Here is a 15,815-nt window from a genome sequence, read left to right on the forward strand (position 1 = left end):
ATGGCTAAAAAACAAACGAAACAACCGCGAAAACATCACGGCTTGATTACAGTGGCTTTGCCGAATGCTGCTGTTTCAGAACAGTTCAAAACATTGCGGACAAACATCCAGTTCTCGATGGTGGACAAGAAAATGAAGTCGTTGGTTGTCATTTCCGCTACGCCTTCTGCCGGTAAATCAACCGTTGCCGCGAATTTGGCCGTAACCTTTGCCTTACAAGGGAACCACGTTTTGATTGTGGACTGCGACTTGAGAAGGCCGACTGTTCACCGAAATTTTAAATTGGCGAACGGCTTTGGCTTGACGACCCTTTTGACGGACCAATCGGGATCCGTTGAAGACTACCTGCATGATTCTGACGTGGAAGGCTTATCGGTATTGACCGGTGGACCCGTTCCACCAAACCCTGCGGAGCTCCTATCGAGCAATCGCATGCGGCAATTGGAAAAAGAATTGGTGGAAAGGTTTGATCTCGTCATTTACGATACCCCGCCATTGCTTGGTTTCACGGATGCACAAATTTTGGCTAGTCGTGAGGACGGCACCATTTTCGTAATTCGTCATGGCGTAGACACAAAGGAAGACATCTTCAAAGCGTCTGAATCACTTAAAATGGTGAATGCAAATGTTTTGGGTGTTGTCTATAATCACGTGCCAGTCACTTCAAAAGACCATGGCTACTACTATTATGGCTATCACGATGAAGAGTGATAGGAATGGGGGGGATTTCCTCCTCGCAAAACAAAGGTGATTTCATGGGAAATTGCCTTTTTTGTGTCTCATCATTTTGCGAAGATGATTACGGCCATCAAAATGTAGCGCGACTGACATTGTTTCGATGGTAAGGGCGTTTTGGATGCTGAGTTAAAAATGGAGGGGAAGCGATATGGAAAATAGGAATGTTTTATACGATGAATTAAGAGAGAAAACCCGTTCTCAATTATTGAATTATCCGGAATTTGACATTAAAGTGAAAGCCGCAGATGTGATAAAGTCGATTATTTATCCTGGGTATAGGGCTGATAAAAGTAAATTTCAATGGCCAAATGGACTGTTGGCATTAGCACTCGAATGGTCTCATCGTACTTCCGAAGACAAGGATGATTTGGAGCATTTAATAAGATACTATGACAAATGGATTGAGAAGGGAGCTTCCGTTGACTTCATAGATCAAGCTATTAATGGGTATACACTAATCTATTTGTATGAAGTGACGAAACAGAATAAATATAAGGAATTGCTGGATTATATTCTACAATTTTTATTGGACCATCCTAAAGTAGGGGATGAAAGTATACCGTACCGGATAAACATATCCAACGATATCTACATTGATGGACTCGGGATGGTTTGCCCCTTCTTATGCAGATATGGGAGTACATTCCATAATAGAGAGGCCATCAATCTGGGGGCCAAGCAGATCGTCAACTATATTCATAATGGCATGGATGATAATACAGGGTTACCCTATCATGGTTACAATCCCCATCAAAACACCAAGCTAGGAATAATAGGCTGGGGTAGAGCGGTGGGTTGGCTATTGATCGGCATGATTGATAGCCTAGAATATATACCGAAAGATAATATGTATTATGACCAAATCAAGGCCGCTTTTAAAAAAATTGTCAGTGATGTTGTAACCTTTCAAAATAAAAACGGCCATTTCACTTGGCAATTGAGCGCAATAGAAGGGGCCTCGGATACCTCGGCGACTTCTATGATTTGTTACGCGATAAAAAGGGGCATGATACTGGGGATTTTGGATTCTGCATACATAGAGATTACGGATGTCGCTTTGGATTATCTGCATGAATCTGTAGAAGATGGCTTAGTTTCAGGCAGTTCTGCGGAATGCAGGGGTTTTAGCATGTACCCACAAAAATATGAGGCTTATCCATGGGCTCAGGGTCCAACTACAGCACTTACAGCACTATCAACTGTTCCGTCCTGATCAATTGCAAAAGGGGAATCTTCCAGTGAAACAGCGTGATTTTCGGTTGTCGATGAAAATTATTTAACCATCTTTCCTATTTCATGTATAATGAGAAAGAATACTATACAGGAAGAGGATAGAATACATATGATAACTTTAAAATCAGCACGTGAAATTCAATCCATGGAAGAATCTGGAGCCATTTTGGCAGGCATCCATGAGGAACTGCGCGGTTACATCAAACCGGGCTTGACGACGAAAGACATCGACCAGTTCGTGCAAACGCGCATCGAGGCGGCAGGCGCCATCTGTGAACAGATCGGTTTCGAAGGCTACGAATTTGCGACCTGTACAAGCGTCAATGACGAAATTTGCCACGGTTTCCCGAGCGATAAATTCGTCCTGAAAGACGGCGACCTGATCAAAGTGGATACAGTCGTGAACTACAACGGCGCGATGTCAGATTCTTGTTGGAGCTACGTGGTGGGCAATGCGACGCCGCAAGTCAAGCATTTGATGGAAGTCACCGAAAAAGCATTGTACCTAGGCATCGAACAAGCCAAAGCGGGCAACCGCATCGGTGACATCGGCCATGCCATCCAAACATACGTTGAAAGCGAAGGCTTTTCCGTTGTCCGTGAATTCATCGGCCATGGCATCGGACCAACGATGCATGAAAGCCCATCTGTTCCCCATTACGGCGATGCCGGCAAAGGCTTGCGCCTGAAAGAGGGCATGACCATCACCATCGAACCGATGGTGAACACGGGAACCTGGAAATCAAAAATGGACGACAACGGCTGGACAGCCCGCACGAAAGACGGCGGCTTGAGCTGCCAATTCGAACACACCATCGCCATCACCAAAGACGGCGCAAAAGTGCTGACGCAACAAAAATAAACAAAGTTGCTGTTCCGCTAATCTATTGAAACAGATTAACGGAACAGTTTATCTTCGAATAACGAGAAAACGATTACATATAATGAAATGTGATGTAGTCAATATTCGGATAAATTCAAAGGCTGTTTTGGCGCTGTGTGGCGAGTTTAGGACATTGCGGTTATCTTGAGACGGCAATCACGGGAATCTTCTGAAAGAGACCGTTTTACTTTAGTCTTCCGTAAAATACTTATAGTTATTTCAAAAATGATATAGTACAATAAACTATAGTTGTGAAGCCTGTGATGCCGCATCCAGGCTTTTTATTTTCATGCGGTAATTATTAATCAACAGCTAGATATAAGGAGGAAATCATGGAAGAAGAAATTTCATTAAGCGAAATATTTGCGATACTGAAGCAACGGTTGGTCCAAATCATCATCTGGAGTCTATCGGGGTTGCTGCTTGCTGGTCTCTATACATTCTTTTTCGTAACACCGACTTACCAATCCACTTCTAAAATCGTGGTGAACCAAACGCAAAACGCGGAAAAGGCAATCACAAACACGGATATCCAGACTAACCTGAGTTTGATCAGCACCTATCAAGGGATCATCAAGGAACCGATCATTTTGCAGGATGTCATCACAAATACCGGTTCAAAATTATCGGTGGATCAGTTGCGCAGTAAACTGACGGTTCAAACGGAAGCCGATTCCCTTGTGTTCGGTGTGACCATTACCGATGAAAATCCTTATACGGCCGCAGAATTGGCAAATGCGACGGCAAGCTCCTTCGAACAAAAAATCGGCGGCATTTTGGACGTCAACAATGTGACGATCCTTTCCGAGGCGGTCGCAAACACGAATGCCGTTTCACCCAATACGCCTATGAACTTGGTTCTAGGATTGCTGGTCGGCATGATGATCGGTGTAGGCTTGGCATTCTTGGCTGAATTCATGGATAAGACCGTGAAGGACGGCAAATTCATCGAACAGATGGGTTGGGTGAACCTAGGTACCGTTCTACAGATGAGCGAAGAGGACGTCACCTCGACAAGATTCTCGCCGGTAAAAGAAGAAACGACGACACGCACAACGACAAGAAGAGTATAGGAGGGGATAGATCATGTTTGGAGCTAACAGAAGAAAAATTAAGAAACTGGATAGTCAACAACGCAAAGGCTTGAGTCTGATTTCAATGATGCGACCAAAATCAGTCATTGCGGAACAATACCGGACGATCCGCACCAATATCCAATTCTCGATGGTTGACAAAAATCTTAAATCATTGGTTGTGACTTCTTCCGGTCCATGGGAAGGCAAATCGACGACGTCCGCCAACTTGGCTTCCGTTTTTGCGGACCAAGGGAAACGCGTCCTGTTGGTCGATGCCGACTTGCGTAAACCGACGCTGCAACGCACCTTTGGCTTGCACAATGTTGAAGGCTTGACCACACTGTTGACTTCACCGGAGAAAGACATTTCCGAAGTAATCAACAAAATCGAAGGAACGGCTTTATTCGCATTGTCAAGCGGCCCGATCCCTCCGAACCCATCTGAATTGTTGAACTCGAACCGGATGACGGTCCTCATCGGAAAGCTGGAAGAGGCCTTCGATATCATCATCTATGACATGCCGCCGATCACTTCCGTGACGGACGCGCAAATCATGGCAACGAAAACGGATGGCGTCATCTTCGTCATTCGCCACGGTGTTTCGCAAAAGGATGCCGTCAGTCATGCGAAAGGCCTGTTAGATATGGTAAATGCCAACGTCTTGGGCGTCGTCTTCAACGGCGTCGATAAAAAGACCAGCAGTGCCTATGATTATTATGGCTATGGTTATGGCTATGCTTATGGACATACGAGTGAAGGTGGAGCCTGATGATCGATCTGCATTGTCATTTGCTGCCTGGCATCGATGATGGCGCTCGTACATTGGAAGATTCCTTGGCAATGGCCGAAGTGGCCGTTGCTGAAGGCATCACCCATATCCTTGTGACACCGCACCACAAAAACGGCAAATATGAAAATGTAAAAGCAGACATCGTAACGTATACGGCTGAGCTGCAGGAAGAATTCGACAGACGGAAGATTGGGCTGACGTTGTTTCCGGGACAGGAAGTACGCATTTACGGTGAATTGCTTACGGATGTGGAAAACGATGAAATCCTCTTTACCGATGAAGAGAATCAGTATGTTTTGATCGAATTCCCGACGCTGGCGATTCCCCTTTATGCGGAATCGCTTTTTTTTCAAATGCAGCAAAAAGGCATCACCCCAGTCATCGTCCATCCGGAACGCAACCAAGACATCATCGCTGATCCGAATGTGCTGCTCCCTTATATCGAAAAGGGAGCCCTTGCCCAAGTAACGGCCAGCAGCTATATCGGCGTCTTCGGGAAAGACATAGCGGAACTGAGCAGCCGTTTGATTGAAGCGAATCTGGTGCATGTTTTGGCGTCGGATGCGCATAATACACGAGGCCGTTCCTTCCATATGCAGGAAGCCTTCGCCAAGCTGGAAAAGGAATTCGGAATAGAAAAGGTAGCTTTATTCCAGCAGACAGCAAAAGATTTGCTCAATGGGGATATCGTACAGACGGAAGCGCCAATGGAAGTACAGAAAAAAAAGCGATTCAATTTTTTTAAGAGAAGATGACGGAAAGACACAAAAATCAGAAATTTGATTCTTGTGTCTTTCTTTTTTTTCTGGCGGCAAACGAAATACCCTGTCCCAAATATTGATATTGTGTTACAGATTGCGGGTTCATATTGAATATTTATCCGTTTATTGGTAGGATAATGGGGATTACGCCCCGGCGATATGCATGCACGGAACAAGATTAGACGGCCTCCTTTTATCGGGGCTTGTTTTAGTATTCACATGATTTACTGTGCAAATGAATTTTTTAGTTCAGGGACGTTAGGAAAATTCCGGAAATGTTCATGTACAGATGATTTTTTGGGTAAACGGCGAAAAGGAAAAGAATCGCGTAGGTTTCGGTGAAAAGCCCTTTGCAACAGCAGAACTTTCAAAAAAGAAAGAGGAAATGCGGATGATGAATGAGTCAAGAAAAAAGAATAAGAGGAAGAAGAGGGCAATCAGAATAGGATTGTCTGTTTTATTGCTGTCTGTTGTAGGCGTAGCGGCCTATCTGGGCAAAGCCTACACTGATGTCGGAAGCACCGTTGATTCCATACACAACGACGTCAGCGTTGAAAAAATGCGCGACGAATCGGTGAATGTTGCGGAAGCGACCCAACCGATATCGTTCTTGCTGCTCGGTGCGGATACGGGTACGGCCGAAGAAGTACGGACGGAAACGGGGCGGTCGGATTCGATCATGGTCTGCACGATCAATCCGAATACACACACAACGACTTTGACGAGCATACCGCGGGATACCTATGCGGAAATCGTCGGCTATGAAGATTCGCACGATTATACCGGTACGTATTATGACAAGATCAATCATGCCTTCGCTTTCGGCGGAACGGAGATGTCCATCAATTCCGTTCAGAATTTCCTGGATATTCCGATCGACTATTATGTCGAAGTGAACTTTGATGGCTTGGTTGATGTTGTCGATGCCGTTGGCGGCATCGAAATCACCAGCCCTTTGACGTTTGATTTTTACGGTCCGCAATTCATCGAAGGGGAAACCAGGGTATTGAACGGCTTCGAAGCCCTGCAATTCTCACGGATGCGACACCAAGATCCGGAAGGCGACTTGGGCAGACAAAAGAGACAACAGATGGTGATCAAGGCGATTCTGGATAAAGTCTTGAGCATGGGCAGCTTGGTGAACTACCAAGACCTTTTGAAATCCGTACAAAAAAATGTGCAGACAAACCTGACTCTGGATGAAATCATTTCGATTGGCAGCGGCTACCGGAACGGGTTGAAGAATTTTGAACAAAACTACGTAACCGGCGAAGAAATGTACATCAATGACATCTATTATTATTATGTGAATCCGGAAGAAAGATTGCGTCTGTCCAATATGCTGCGTGACCAGTTGGAATTGCCGGAGATTACCTTGGATGGGCTGGAGACTTCGACGAACGAACCGTATTACAATCCTGATGTCTACTCAAACAGCGCCACAACGGACACTTCAGTCGATGCCTATACAACAGACACCTCTGTTGATTCGTCAACCGATTATCAAGGGTCTTACTATGATCCAACTGCGGGGACATCCACCTATTCAGATAATAGCTATGACCCAGCGACAGACACCACTTATTCGGATGCTTATACCGATTCGAGCTACTAAAACTGAAAAAATGATAGGCAGCAGGAAGGGTCGGGACAGGTGTCCCGGCCCTTTCCTGCTTTTGGAATAGCTGCTTCTCGGTGGATGCAAGGTTCTTAAGCAAGGAATTGTGCCGGAAAACCCTTTTCTTTTTCGTTAAGTTTCCTTTTTAACCTTTTTCATTTCCAACGTTTGTTTTATACTAGAGGGTGACTGTGAAAAAACGTAGCGGCCATGGGTGATTTGTGCCTTCATGGCGCCAAAAATAGAGAACAGAAAATGAACATGGGATTCGACAAGCCTGGGCCTTGCCCACCGGCTTTGTTCGAACCGATGGAGAGGGGATTTATCGTTGGACCCATTAGTCAGTATCGTTGTACCGATTTATAATGCTGGGCCTTATCTGGAAAGATGCATCGAAAGTTTAGTGAACCAAACCATAAGTAACATCGAGATCATCCTCGTGAACGATGGCTCGACGGACGACAGCCTGTCGGTCTGTGAAGCCTTCGCCAAACGGGATGGACGGATCATCCTGATCGATAAAAAAAACAACGGCGTATCGGAAGCGCGGAACGACGGCTTGCGCGCCGCAAAAGGGTTCTATGTAGGGTTCGTCGATCCCGATGACTGGGTGGACCTGGATATGTACGAAAGCATGGCTGCTGCCGCCACAAACGCGGATGCGGAAATCTGCCTGTGCAACTACGTGAAGGAAAATAAGGACAGCACCGTACCTGTGCTGGTGAAGCAAAGCGGCGTCATCGAAGGCGACCGCATCCTCACCGAAATCGCGGCCAACGTCATCGCCAAGCCGAGTTTCCGGAGCGGGGAGACCGACATCATGGGCAGCGTCTGCCGTCTCTTGATCAGACGCGATTTCCTGGAAAAGGAAAACATCTGGTTCGATAAGGATGTCGCCTTCATGGAGGACCTGCTTGTCTGCATCGAGTCCTTCCTGAAGTGTGGACGCATCGTGATCGACGAAGGCGCCTATTACCATTATCTGGTCCATGATAGCTCCGCGGTGAATGCGTTCAAAGCAAATTTTTACGAGAAGCAGAACAAAGCCTTCGACAAACTGCAGGCGCTGTTGGTGAGGGAGAAGCAAGCGGAGGCTTTGCGGTCACGCATGGCTAACCGCTACATCATCATCGCGCTGCTCTCGCTTGCGAACGAGGTGCACAAGGACAACCCTCAAACTTTGGGGCAGAAATTGGCGAACATCGACCGCATCTGCCGTGATGAGAGGCTGGCTGGCATCCTAGAAAAGATGGATTTAAACGATGTCGAGCCGCGCAAAAAAGTGGAACTGCAAATGATGAAGCGGAAAGCGAACGTGCGCCTCTATCTGTATTACAAGACGTTCAACAAAATCAAGAGCATGCTGGGCAAAGGCTGAGTGCCTGCACCGACAGAAAAGAGCGATTCAAAAAAAATATTGTGATTGGGATGATGCGCAAGTGAAGACAATCTGTTTATTTTCTCCAGGCAACCTGCCTGTACCCGCCGTAAGAGGGGGAGCTATCGAGACATTGCTGCATATGTTGATAGAGCAGAACGAAGTGGAACAAAAGGCGAAATTCGTGGTTGTATCGGTCTATGACGAGGAGGCCGAACGGGCCAGCAGGCAGTATAAGCAAACCGAATTTATTTTCATCAAAAAGAATAAGCAGTTGGACAACCTGTATAAGGGCGCGAAAGTATTGGCCAGGAAACTGTTCCGCATCCGGTTCGATGCACCCAATCTGTATTATTATCAAGGGTTCCAGAAAGTGCTCGACGCCCATCCGGATGTCGTGGTGGCGGAGGATGGCTACTACGAAGCATTCAGCGGGCTAACGAAAAAAATGGGGAAAGAAAAGCTGTATTTGCATGTGCACCATCATCTGACGGCGAGCGAAAAATTGGCCGACATCTTCACCGAGGTCATTTCGGTCAGTGCCTTCGTGAAGAAGGAATTGCTGCCCCATTCTGCTTTGTCAGAAAACCAGGTGACGGTCTTGCGGAATGCCATCGACGAAGACCGGTTCAAGGATAGCCTGGCCGTCTCCGCTAAAAAGGCGCTGCGGGAAAAACTGGGGATGTCGGAAAACGATTTTGTCGTCCTCTTCTGCGGGCGGGTCATTCCGGAAAAAGGGGTCAAGGAACTGATCTTGGCGCTGGAAAAGGTGTCCGACAAGAATGTGAAGCTACTGATTCTGGGCAGCCCGAATTTCGCGTTGAACACGAAATCGACCTATCTGGACGAAATAGAGGACTTGGTGAAACAGAATGGCGATCGGATGGTTTTCACCGGCTATGTGGCCAATAATGAAACGTATCAGTATTACGGCATTGCGGATGTTGTCATAGTTCCGACCTTGATCGAAGAAGCCGCACCGTTGGTTGTGCTGGAGGCGATGTCGGTCGGCAGACCGCTGATCGTTACCGATTCCGGCGGCATCCCCGAATATGCGACCGAAGCATGCGCCATCATCCTGAAACGCGATGAAGCATTGGTCGACAACCTGGCGGCCAGCATTACGGCCATCAAGGATGACGCCGCCTTGCGGGAATCCCTTTCCGAGGGTTCGAAAGAACGTTCCAAACTGTATACCAAAAACGTATTCTATACGGATTTTATCGGTCTATTCGATAAATAGCCCCGAATCGGGGATACAGGCAAGTGCCCATCTTGGATGACATTTCCCACAAAAGGAGGAAAACGCGAAAAAAATGAATAAAGAAAAAACATTATCGATAAATATGATTGCCAGCCTGGTTACCTTGGTTCTGAACCTGGGCATCAACTTCTTCCTTTCGGATTACATCGTCAATACGATCGGGGTGGAGGCCTATGGGTTCGTCAATCTGGCGAATTCGATGGCCAACTATGCCGTCATCATCACCGTGGCCTTGAACTCGGTGGCGGGCCGCTTCATCACCATCAGCTACCACAAAGGGGACAAGAAGGAAGCGAACCAGTACTTCAATTCGGTGCTGACCGCCAATATCGTCATGGCCTTGCTGTTTGCGGTGCTCGGAGTATTTGTGGTCGGGAATCTCGAAAAAATAATCAACATCCCGCCTGAGTTGCTCGTCAGCGTCAAACAATTGTACGCTTTCGTGTTCCTGAACTTTATGCTTTCCATCGTCAGCACCGTCTTTACGGTCGCGACCTTCATCACGAACCGCCTTTACATCAGCAGTCTCATTAACGCCATCTCAATTACGCTGAAGGCTGTTCTGTTCGTAGCGTTGTTTTCGGTGTTGCCGACATCGGTGGCCATCGTCGGATTGGTGACGCTCATCTGTACGGCTTTTGTGTTGGTTTCGAATCTGTACTTCACGCGCAAATTGGTTCCGGACATCCAGATCCGGCCGATGGATTTTTCGATGGCGAAAGTGAAAAAACTGTTTTCTTCCGGTGTTTGGAGCAGCATCAGCAGCCTGAGCCAAACCTTGGCGGATGGACTGGACTTGTTGATCAGCAACCTGTGGATCAGCTCGATAGCGATGGGGCAGCTGTCCGTCGCGAAAACCTTGAGCAACATCCTGAACCAGGTGGTCGCGAGCATCTCCAACCTGTTTGCGCCGCAGCTGACTTACCATTACGCGAAAGGCGACATCAAAAGCCTGCTGTCCGAACTGAGGCAGAATATGCTGCTGACATCCGCCTTCGCCAATATCCCGGCCTGCATCCTGATCGCTTTCGGGCACGACCTGATCCAATTGTGGGTGCCGACGCAGGATGCCGACATGATCTATGTTTTGCTATTATTGACCATCTTCCCGTTCTTTGATTCCCCGCCGATTACGGGGATGTATAATGTCTTCCTGATCACGAACCGTCTGAAAATGAATTCCTTGTTTTGGTTCTGCATCAGCCTGTTCGATATCGGACTGGTCTTCCTGCTGTTGAATACGACGTCATTGGGCATCCTTGCCATTGCCGGCGTAAGCACCACGTCGGGCTTCATCGCCAACCTGACCTTTATGCCGATGTATGCGGCGACCTGCCTGAAACAGAAAAAAACCATCTTTTATCCAATCATTCTCCGTTATCTGTTCGTGACCATTTTGATGGCGGCGACGTTCGCCGGCATCCGCTTCGTGGTTCCGGCCATCGACAGTTGGATGAGCTTGGGTCTCGTTGCGGTCGGCTGCGGCATCATCGGTCTGGTCTACAACTATTTCTTGCTGCTCGGAAAACCGGAACGGCAAAAAGTGCAGTCGCTTGTACAGAATAAATTATTGAAAAGAGGAAATGGCTGATGAGAGAGATAACGATCGTCACTGCTTTTTTTGATATCGGCAGAGACAAATATGCTTTTTATTCCCGGAGCGTGGAAAAGTATTTGGATTATTTCCGCTTTTGGGCCCGGATCCAAAACAAGCTGGTAGTCTACACCGCGCCGGAATTGGTGGACAAGGTCATGGCAATCCGCGGGGAATTCGGCTTGGCCGACAAAACCGTGGTCATCGCAGTGCCCGATATCTTCGAAGTGGAAGGGAAACTTTTTGAACGCATGAAGGCGGTCGAAAGCAATCCCGATTTCTATCAATTCCGCGCGAATGCGGATCCCGAATGGCCGGACAACAAGGCGAACTACGACTACATCATGTTGATGAAGTATTGGTGTCTGCAGGATGCCGCCTCCAAGAATCTGGCGACGGGCATGCTGGCTTGGCTGGACTTCGGCTTCAACCACGGCGGGAAAAGCTTCACCGAAGCGGCCGATTTCGATTACCTTTGGCAGACGGACTTGGAGGACAAAATCCATGTGTTCAGCCTGAGCAGCCCGGACGCCATCCATGCCGGCTTCCAGCTGCAACTGCTGTCGGAATGCCTGATGGGGGCTCCGGTCATCGTGCCGGATACAATGGCCGAAAAACTTTGGCTGTTGACGAAAAAAGCCATGGAAGCTTTGTTGATGCTCGATTGCATCGACGATGACCAGCAGCTGCTGATGATGGCGTACAAGGAAGAGCCGGAAGCCTTCCATATCCACATCTCGGATTGGTTCATGCCAATCAAGGAGTACGGCGGACCGCATCTGACGATGAGGCCCAAAGTCGAAGAGAAACGCTCCTTCCTCGGCAAAATCAAACTCGATCTGTACTACATCAAAAGAAGATTGCTTTTCTGCCAACGCATCTACAAGGCGGCAAAGCGCTACAAGATATAAGGCAAACGAAAGGCGATCGCCGAACCGCTTCCCAGTTGATGGGAAGGGTCCGGCGGCCGCCTTTTTACTTTTCTCAACCATTCAGGTTGGGCAGCTTTTGTACCAAGATTGCCATTTGGTCTTTTTAATTTCCAGATATTGCATTATACTATTACAGAGAAGAATAACGCCTGTTAGCCGGCGTAAATCGGTAAAGGAAGGGAAATATAATGAATACATTGATCAGCATCATTGTTCCTGTCTACAAAGTGGAGGATCTGCTTGCGCGCTGCGTCGAGTCTCTTCTTGCACAGACCTATAAAGAGTTGGAGATCATACTGGTGGATGACGGTTCGCCCGACAACAGCGGGAAAATCTGCGAGGAGTATGCGAAGCGTGACGGCCGTGTAAAAGTGATCCATAAAGCGAACGGCGGCTTGTCCGATGCCCGCAATGCCGGCATGCCCCACGCGAAGGGAAGCTACATCACCTTCCTGGACAGCGATGATTGGGTGCATGAAACGTACATCGAAACGCTGTACAATCTGTTGAAGAGCACCGATGCGGACATCGCTGCATGCAATTTTTTGCGGACTTCATCCGAGAATGTGTCCTTGCCTGCAGCCACGGAGCGCATTTTTGAATTTTCCAACGAGGAAGCTCTGGAACAGATCATCGCGTTCGGGGAATTCCATGAACAGATGGTCGTGGCCTGGGGGAAACTGTACAAGTCCGAATTGTTTGAAGGAATCCGTTACCCGGTAGGCAGGATCCACGAGGATGAATTCACGACCTACAAGCTGATTTACCGTGCCAAAAAAATCAGCTTCACGACGAAAGCGTTGCTCTATTATTGGCAAAGAGAAGACAGCATCATGGGGACAGGCTTCAAGTTGAAGAATAAGTTGGATCATCTGGAAGCATGGCGGGAAAGGGCGGTCTTTTTCCATACGGAAGGGAAGGAAGCCTTCAGCGACAAATCCTATCGTTCCCTGTTCACGGAATCATTGGCGACGATTTTGACGTTGGATGAGATGGAGGATACGGCAGGCAGAAAAGCCGTCTTGGAGAAGCTGGAAGCGGGACGGAATGATCTGCGGGGCAGCGGGAAATGGAAAATCAAGCTCATGTATGATTGCACACTGCTTTTCCCCGGTATCGTGATTGGTGCCTATAAAACATTCAAGAAAATCAAAAAATAAGAAATGCGGGACAACCCCGCTCTGCCTCGAGTAAGGAAACACTGCGAGGTATTTTTGATAGTCTGATGACAGGACTAAGCGATTGAAATCGCAAGAGTCATGACAATTTAGGAAATCTGGCCCCTTCTTCTGCCTTCCGAGAGGCAGGCTTGGACTGCTGGACATCATGTGATGGCGTGAAATAGATTAGGAATCTGTGAAGCACCTACAGTGATGCGCCTCTTATATCGAAAAATTTATACTTCCTAGCTGTTAAAAAAAAGCCATCATCTTTGGATAGGCACTCCCGGAAAAAGGAGGCCGTTCCCATCGATGATGGCTTGTTTCGTTTGCATTAAAAATTGGCGAGTGTCTGTGCAATTACTGCTCTGGGAAAGGCTAAGCTAGTTTCGCGTCCACATACAGGCCGATGGAATATTCTCCATTGTTGAAGCCATCGACTGCATAGATGTAACCATCCAAGTAGTCGGCATGGGAGATTTGATGCATTCCTTCATCGTTCCACATACCATTGTTCTGTGCGTCTACCGCCGTTCCCAAAAGGGTGACCTCAACGCTATCAGTCGACAGGCTGGAAAGGAGATACCAGTAAACATATTGTCCGTAGATACCGCCGTCCGGATGTACCTGAACCGGCAGGATGACAAGATCGTCGTACACGAACGGATTACCGGCACCGCGGAAACTGTATTCATCCCCATTTGCGGGAAGGATATCTTCCTGCCATTCCCATTGATTGTTGCGCCAATCGCCGGAAGTATTGTTGTAAAGGTTAAGGCTGTTGAACGGCGTTTCGGAAGTGGTCATATACCAGACATCGTTCACCGAGAAGATGTTCGTATCGACGTAGCTGCCTTCCAGCAAGGTGGAGGAATATTCCCATTGGGACGGGAAATCGGTAGCAACATAAGCTTCGACGTTTCCGGTGATATCCGGCACCATATAGTAACTGCCGTCGTATTTGAAGATGTTCGGATAGGCTGCCCGTACGCCATTCGTTTCTGGGCCGAGGACGATTTGGCTGTAGTTCCAATCGATGAGGTCGGTGCTCCAAGCGTAGGCAACTTCATCAGCTGTTTGCCCCGTTGTCGAATCGTAGCCGCCGATTGATTCAAAGAATAGATAATAGGTACCATCTTCGTAGACGATGAATGGATCCGCTACCCCTTCTGCGCCGCCCACCCTGTCTGACAGGATGTCGCTCATGAGGATTGGATTACCTACGCTTGGGAATGGTACAACAGCAGGTCCGACGATGGTTTGTGCGATATCCGTGTACAAACCGATTGTATAGACGCCATTAAAGAGGCCGTCGACTGCGTAGATGTTGCCACCGTCATAGGCAGCATGAGAGATATGGTGCATCGCATCGCTGTTCCACATCAAATTGTTTTGTCCGGATGTGGCCGTTCCGCGATTGGTGACGGTGACGCTTGTTGCGGTAATGTTGGAGATTTGGTACCAGTTTGTGTATTGTCCGTAGACGCCATCGGCTGGTGTTACCTGAACGGGCAGGATCACATAATCATCGTAGATGAACGGGTTGCCTGCTGTCCGCAGTCCGGATTCGCTGGCTGTTTCAGTGATGATTTGCCCTTCCGGATGCAGCGTCCAGCTGCTGTTGCGCCAATCGCCGGAGGTGTTTTGGTACAGCGATAGGCTGTTGTACGGTTGTTCAGAAGTGGTCATATACCAGGTGTTGTTCAGCTCAAAGACCAGCGGATCGACGAAATTACCGGTCAACAAGGTGCTGTAGAATTCCCATTGCAGCGGGAACGAGGAAGCTTTGTAGACATTCACATTTCCCGTCAGGTCCGGAATCATGTAGTATTCGTTCTGATATTCGAACACATAAGGGGAAGCTGTATTCGTGCCGGTGATGTCTTCGCCGAGGACAACCTGCGTATAGTTCCATTGGATCAGGTCGGTGCTCCATGCATGAGCGATTTCGTCTGCGGTTACACCCGTATCCGGATTGTAGCCTTGGACGATGTTGAAGAAGACATGGTAGGTACCGTCAACCATTATGATATAAGGATTGGCGATGCCGTTTGATGCGACTCGGTCCGTTATGCTTGCGATTGAGAGAACAGGATTCTTGACGCTGAAGAAATTTGTGACGGCGGATAGGTCGATGTCCAATGCCGGCACGTTTGGATCAACAGGAGTAACGACTGGTGGGATTGTGCCGCTTGTTGGAGCGGTGCCCGTCATCAAGCCGATGGAATATTCGGCTCTGTTCCAGTTGTAGCCGTCGACGGCATACATCACGCCCGTTCCATAAGGCACAGAGGAGATATGATGCATCGCATCGCCGTTCCATTCATCATTCAATGCGGACGTTACGGCTGTCCCCAATTTGGATACGGAAACGGTTGTCGGAGTCAG

General features: G+C 48.0%; 13 protein-coding genes. 12 read left to right on the forward strand and 1 reads right to left on the reverse strand.

The genetic code is table 11. The features are described from left to right. The 12 genes from BM101_RS04275 to BM101_RS04330 all read left to right on the forward strand — a co-directional run bounded on the left by BM101_RS04275 (position 1) and on the right by BM101_RS04330 (position 13,427). Positions 1–711: a CpsD/CapB family tyrosine-protein kinase gene (locus BM101_RS04275; protein WP_087033634.1), complete on the forward strand. Its 711-nt coding sequence runs from the start codon at positions 1–3 to the stop codon at positions 709–711. 175 nt (positions 712–886) lie between these two features. After that, positions 887–1,951 carry a glycoside hydrolase family 88 protein gene (locus BM101_RS04280; protein WP_087033635.1) on the forward strand — a complete coding sequence of 355 codons (1,065 nt, stop codon included), beginning with the start codon at positions 887–889 and terminating at the stop codon, positions 1,949–1,951. 129 nt (positions 1,952–2,080) lie between these two features. Further along, positions 2,081–2,833: a type I methionyl aminopeptidase gene (gene map / locus BM101_RS04285; RefSeq protein ID WP_087033636.1), complete on the forward strand. Its 753-nt coding sequence runs from the start codon at positions 2,081–2,083 to the stop codon at positions 2,831–2,833. Positions 2,834–3,186: 353 nt separating this feature from the next. Then, the gene (locus BM101_RS04290) at positions 3,187–3,927 is read left to right on the forward strand and encodes a YveK family protein (RefSeq protein ID WP_087033637.1); all 741 of its coding nucleotides are present in this window, start codon (positions 3,187–3,189) and stop codon (positions 3,925–3,927) included. A 13-nt stretch (positions 3,928–3,940) separates the two neighbouring features. After that, positions 3,941–4,699, forward strand: coding sequence for a CpsD/CapB family tyrosine-protein kinase (locus BM101_RS04295; protein WP_087033638.1), 759 nt, complete (start codon positions 3,941–3,943; stop codon positions 4,697–4,699). Further along, a complete protein-coding gene (locus BM101_RS04300; RefSeq protein WP_087033639.1) occupies positions 4,699–5,475 on the forward strand; it encodes a tyrosine-protein phosphatase in 777 nt (258 codons plus the stop codon). Before BM101_RS04295 ends, BM101_RS04300 begins: the two co-directional genes overlap by 1 nt. Before the next feature lie 397 nt (positions 5,476–5,872). Next, entirely contained in the window at positions 5,873–7,096 is a 1,224-nt protein-coding gene (locus tag BM101_RS04305) for an LCP family glycopolymer transferase (protein ID WP_179193096.1), read from the forward strand. A 331-nt stretch (positions 7,097–7,427) separates the two neighbouring features. Next, the gene (locus BM101_RS04310; protein WP_177194373.1) at positions 7,428–8,477 is read left to right on the forward strand and encodes a glycosyltransferase; all 1,050 of its coding nucleotides are present in this window, start codon (positions 7,428–7,430) and stop codon (positions 8,475–8,477) included. 61 nt (positions 8,478–8,538) lie between these two features. Then, positions 8,539–9,720, forward strand: a complete 1,182-nt coding sequence (locus tag BM101_RS04315) for a glycosyltransferase family 4 protein (protein ID WP_143084428.1) — start codon at positions 8,539–8,541, stop codon at positions 9,718–9,720. Positions 9,721–9,793: 73 nt separating this feature from the next. Further along, positions 9,794–11,332 (forward strand): lipopolysaccharide biosynthesis protein, encoded by a 1,539-nt coding sequence (locus BM101_RS04320; protein ID WP_087033643.1) that lies wholly within the window; start codon positions 9,794–9,796, stop codon positions 11,330–11,332. Further along, positions 11,332–12,246 carry a WlaTC/HtrL family glycosyltransferase gene (locus BM101_RS04325; protein ID WP_087033644.1) on the forward strand — a complete coding sequence of 305 codons (915 nt, stop codon included), beginning with the start codon at positions 11,332–11,334 and terminating at the stop codon, positions 12,244–12,246. Before BM101_RS04320 ends, BM101_RS04325 begins: the two co-directional genes overlap by 1 nt. Positions 12,247–12,455: 209 nt before the next feature. Further along, positions 12,456–13,427 carry a glycosyltransferase family 2 protein gene (locus tag BM101_RS04330; protein ID WP_087033645.1) on the forward strand — a complete coding sequence of 324 codons (972 nt, stop codon included), beginning with the start codon at positions 12,456–12,458 and terminating at the stop codon, positions 13,425–13,427. A gap of 378 nt (positions 13,428–13,805) precedes the next feature. Here the strand turns inward: BM101_RS04330 and BM101_RS14055 are convergent. After that, positions 13,806–15,815: glucosamine inositolphosphorylceramide transferase family protein (locus BM101_RS14055; protein WP_177194374.1), on the reverse strand; the 2,010-nt coding region annotated here is incomplete at its 5' end.

The sequence above is a fragment of the Trichococcus palustris genome (assembly GCF_900114465.1).
Lineage (GTDB): Bacteria > Bacillota > Bacilli > Lactobacillales > Aerococcaceae > Trichococcus > Trichococcus palustris.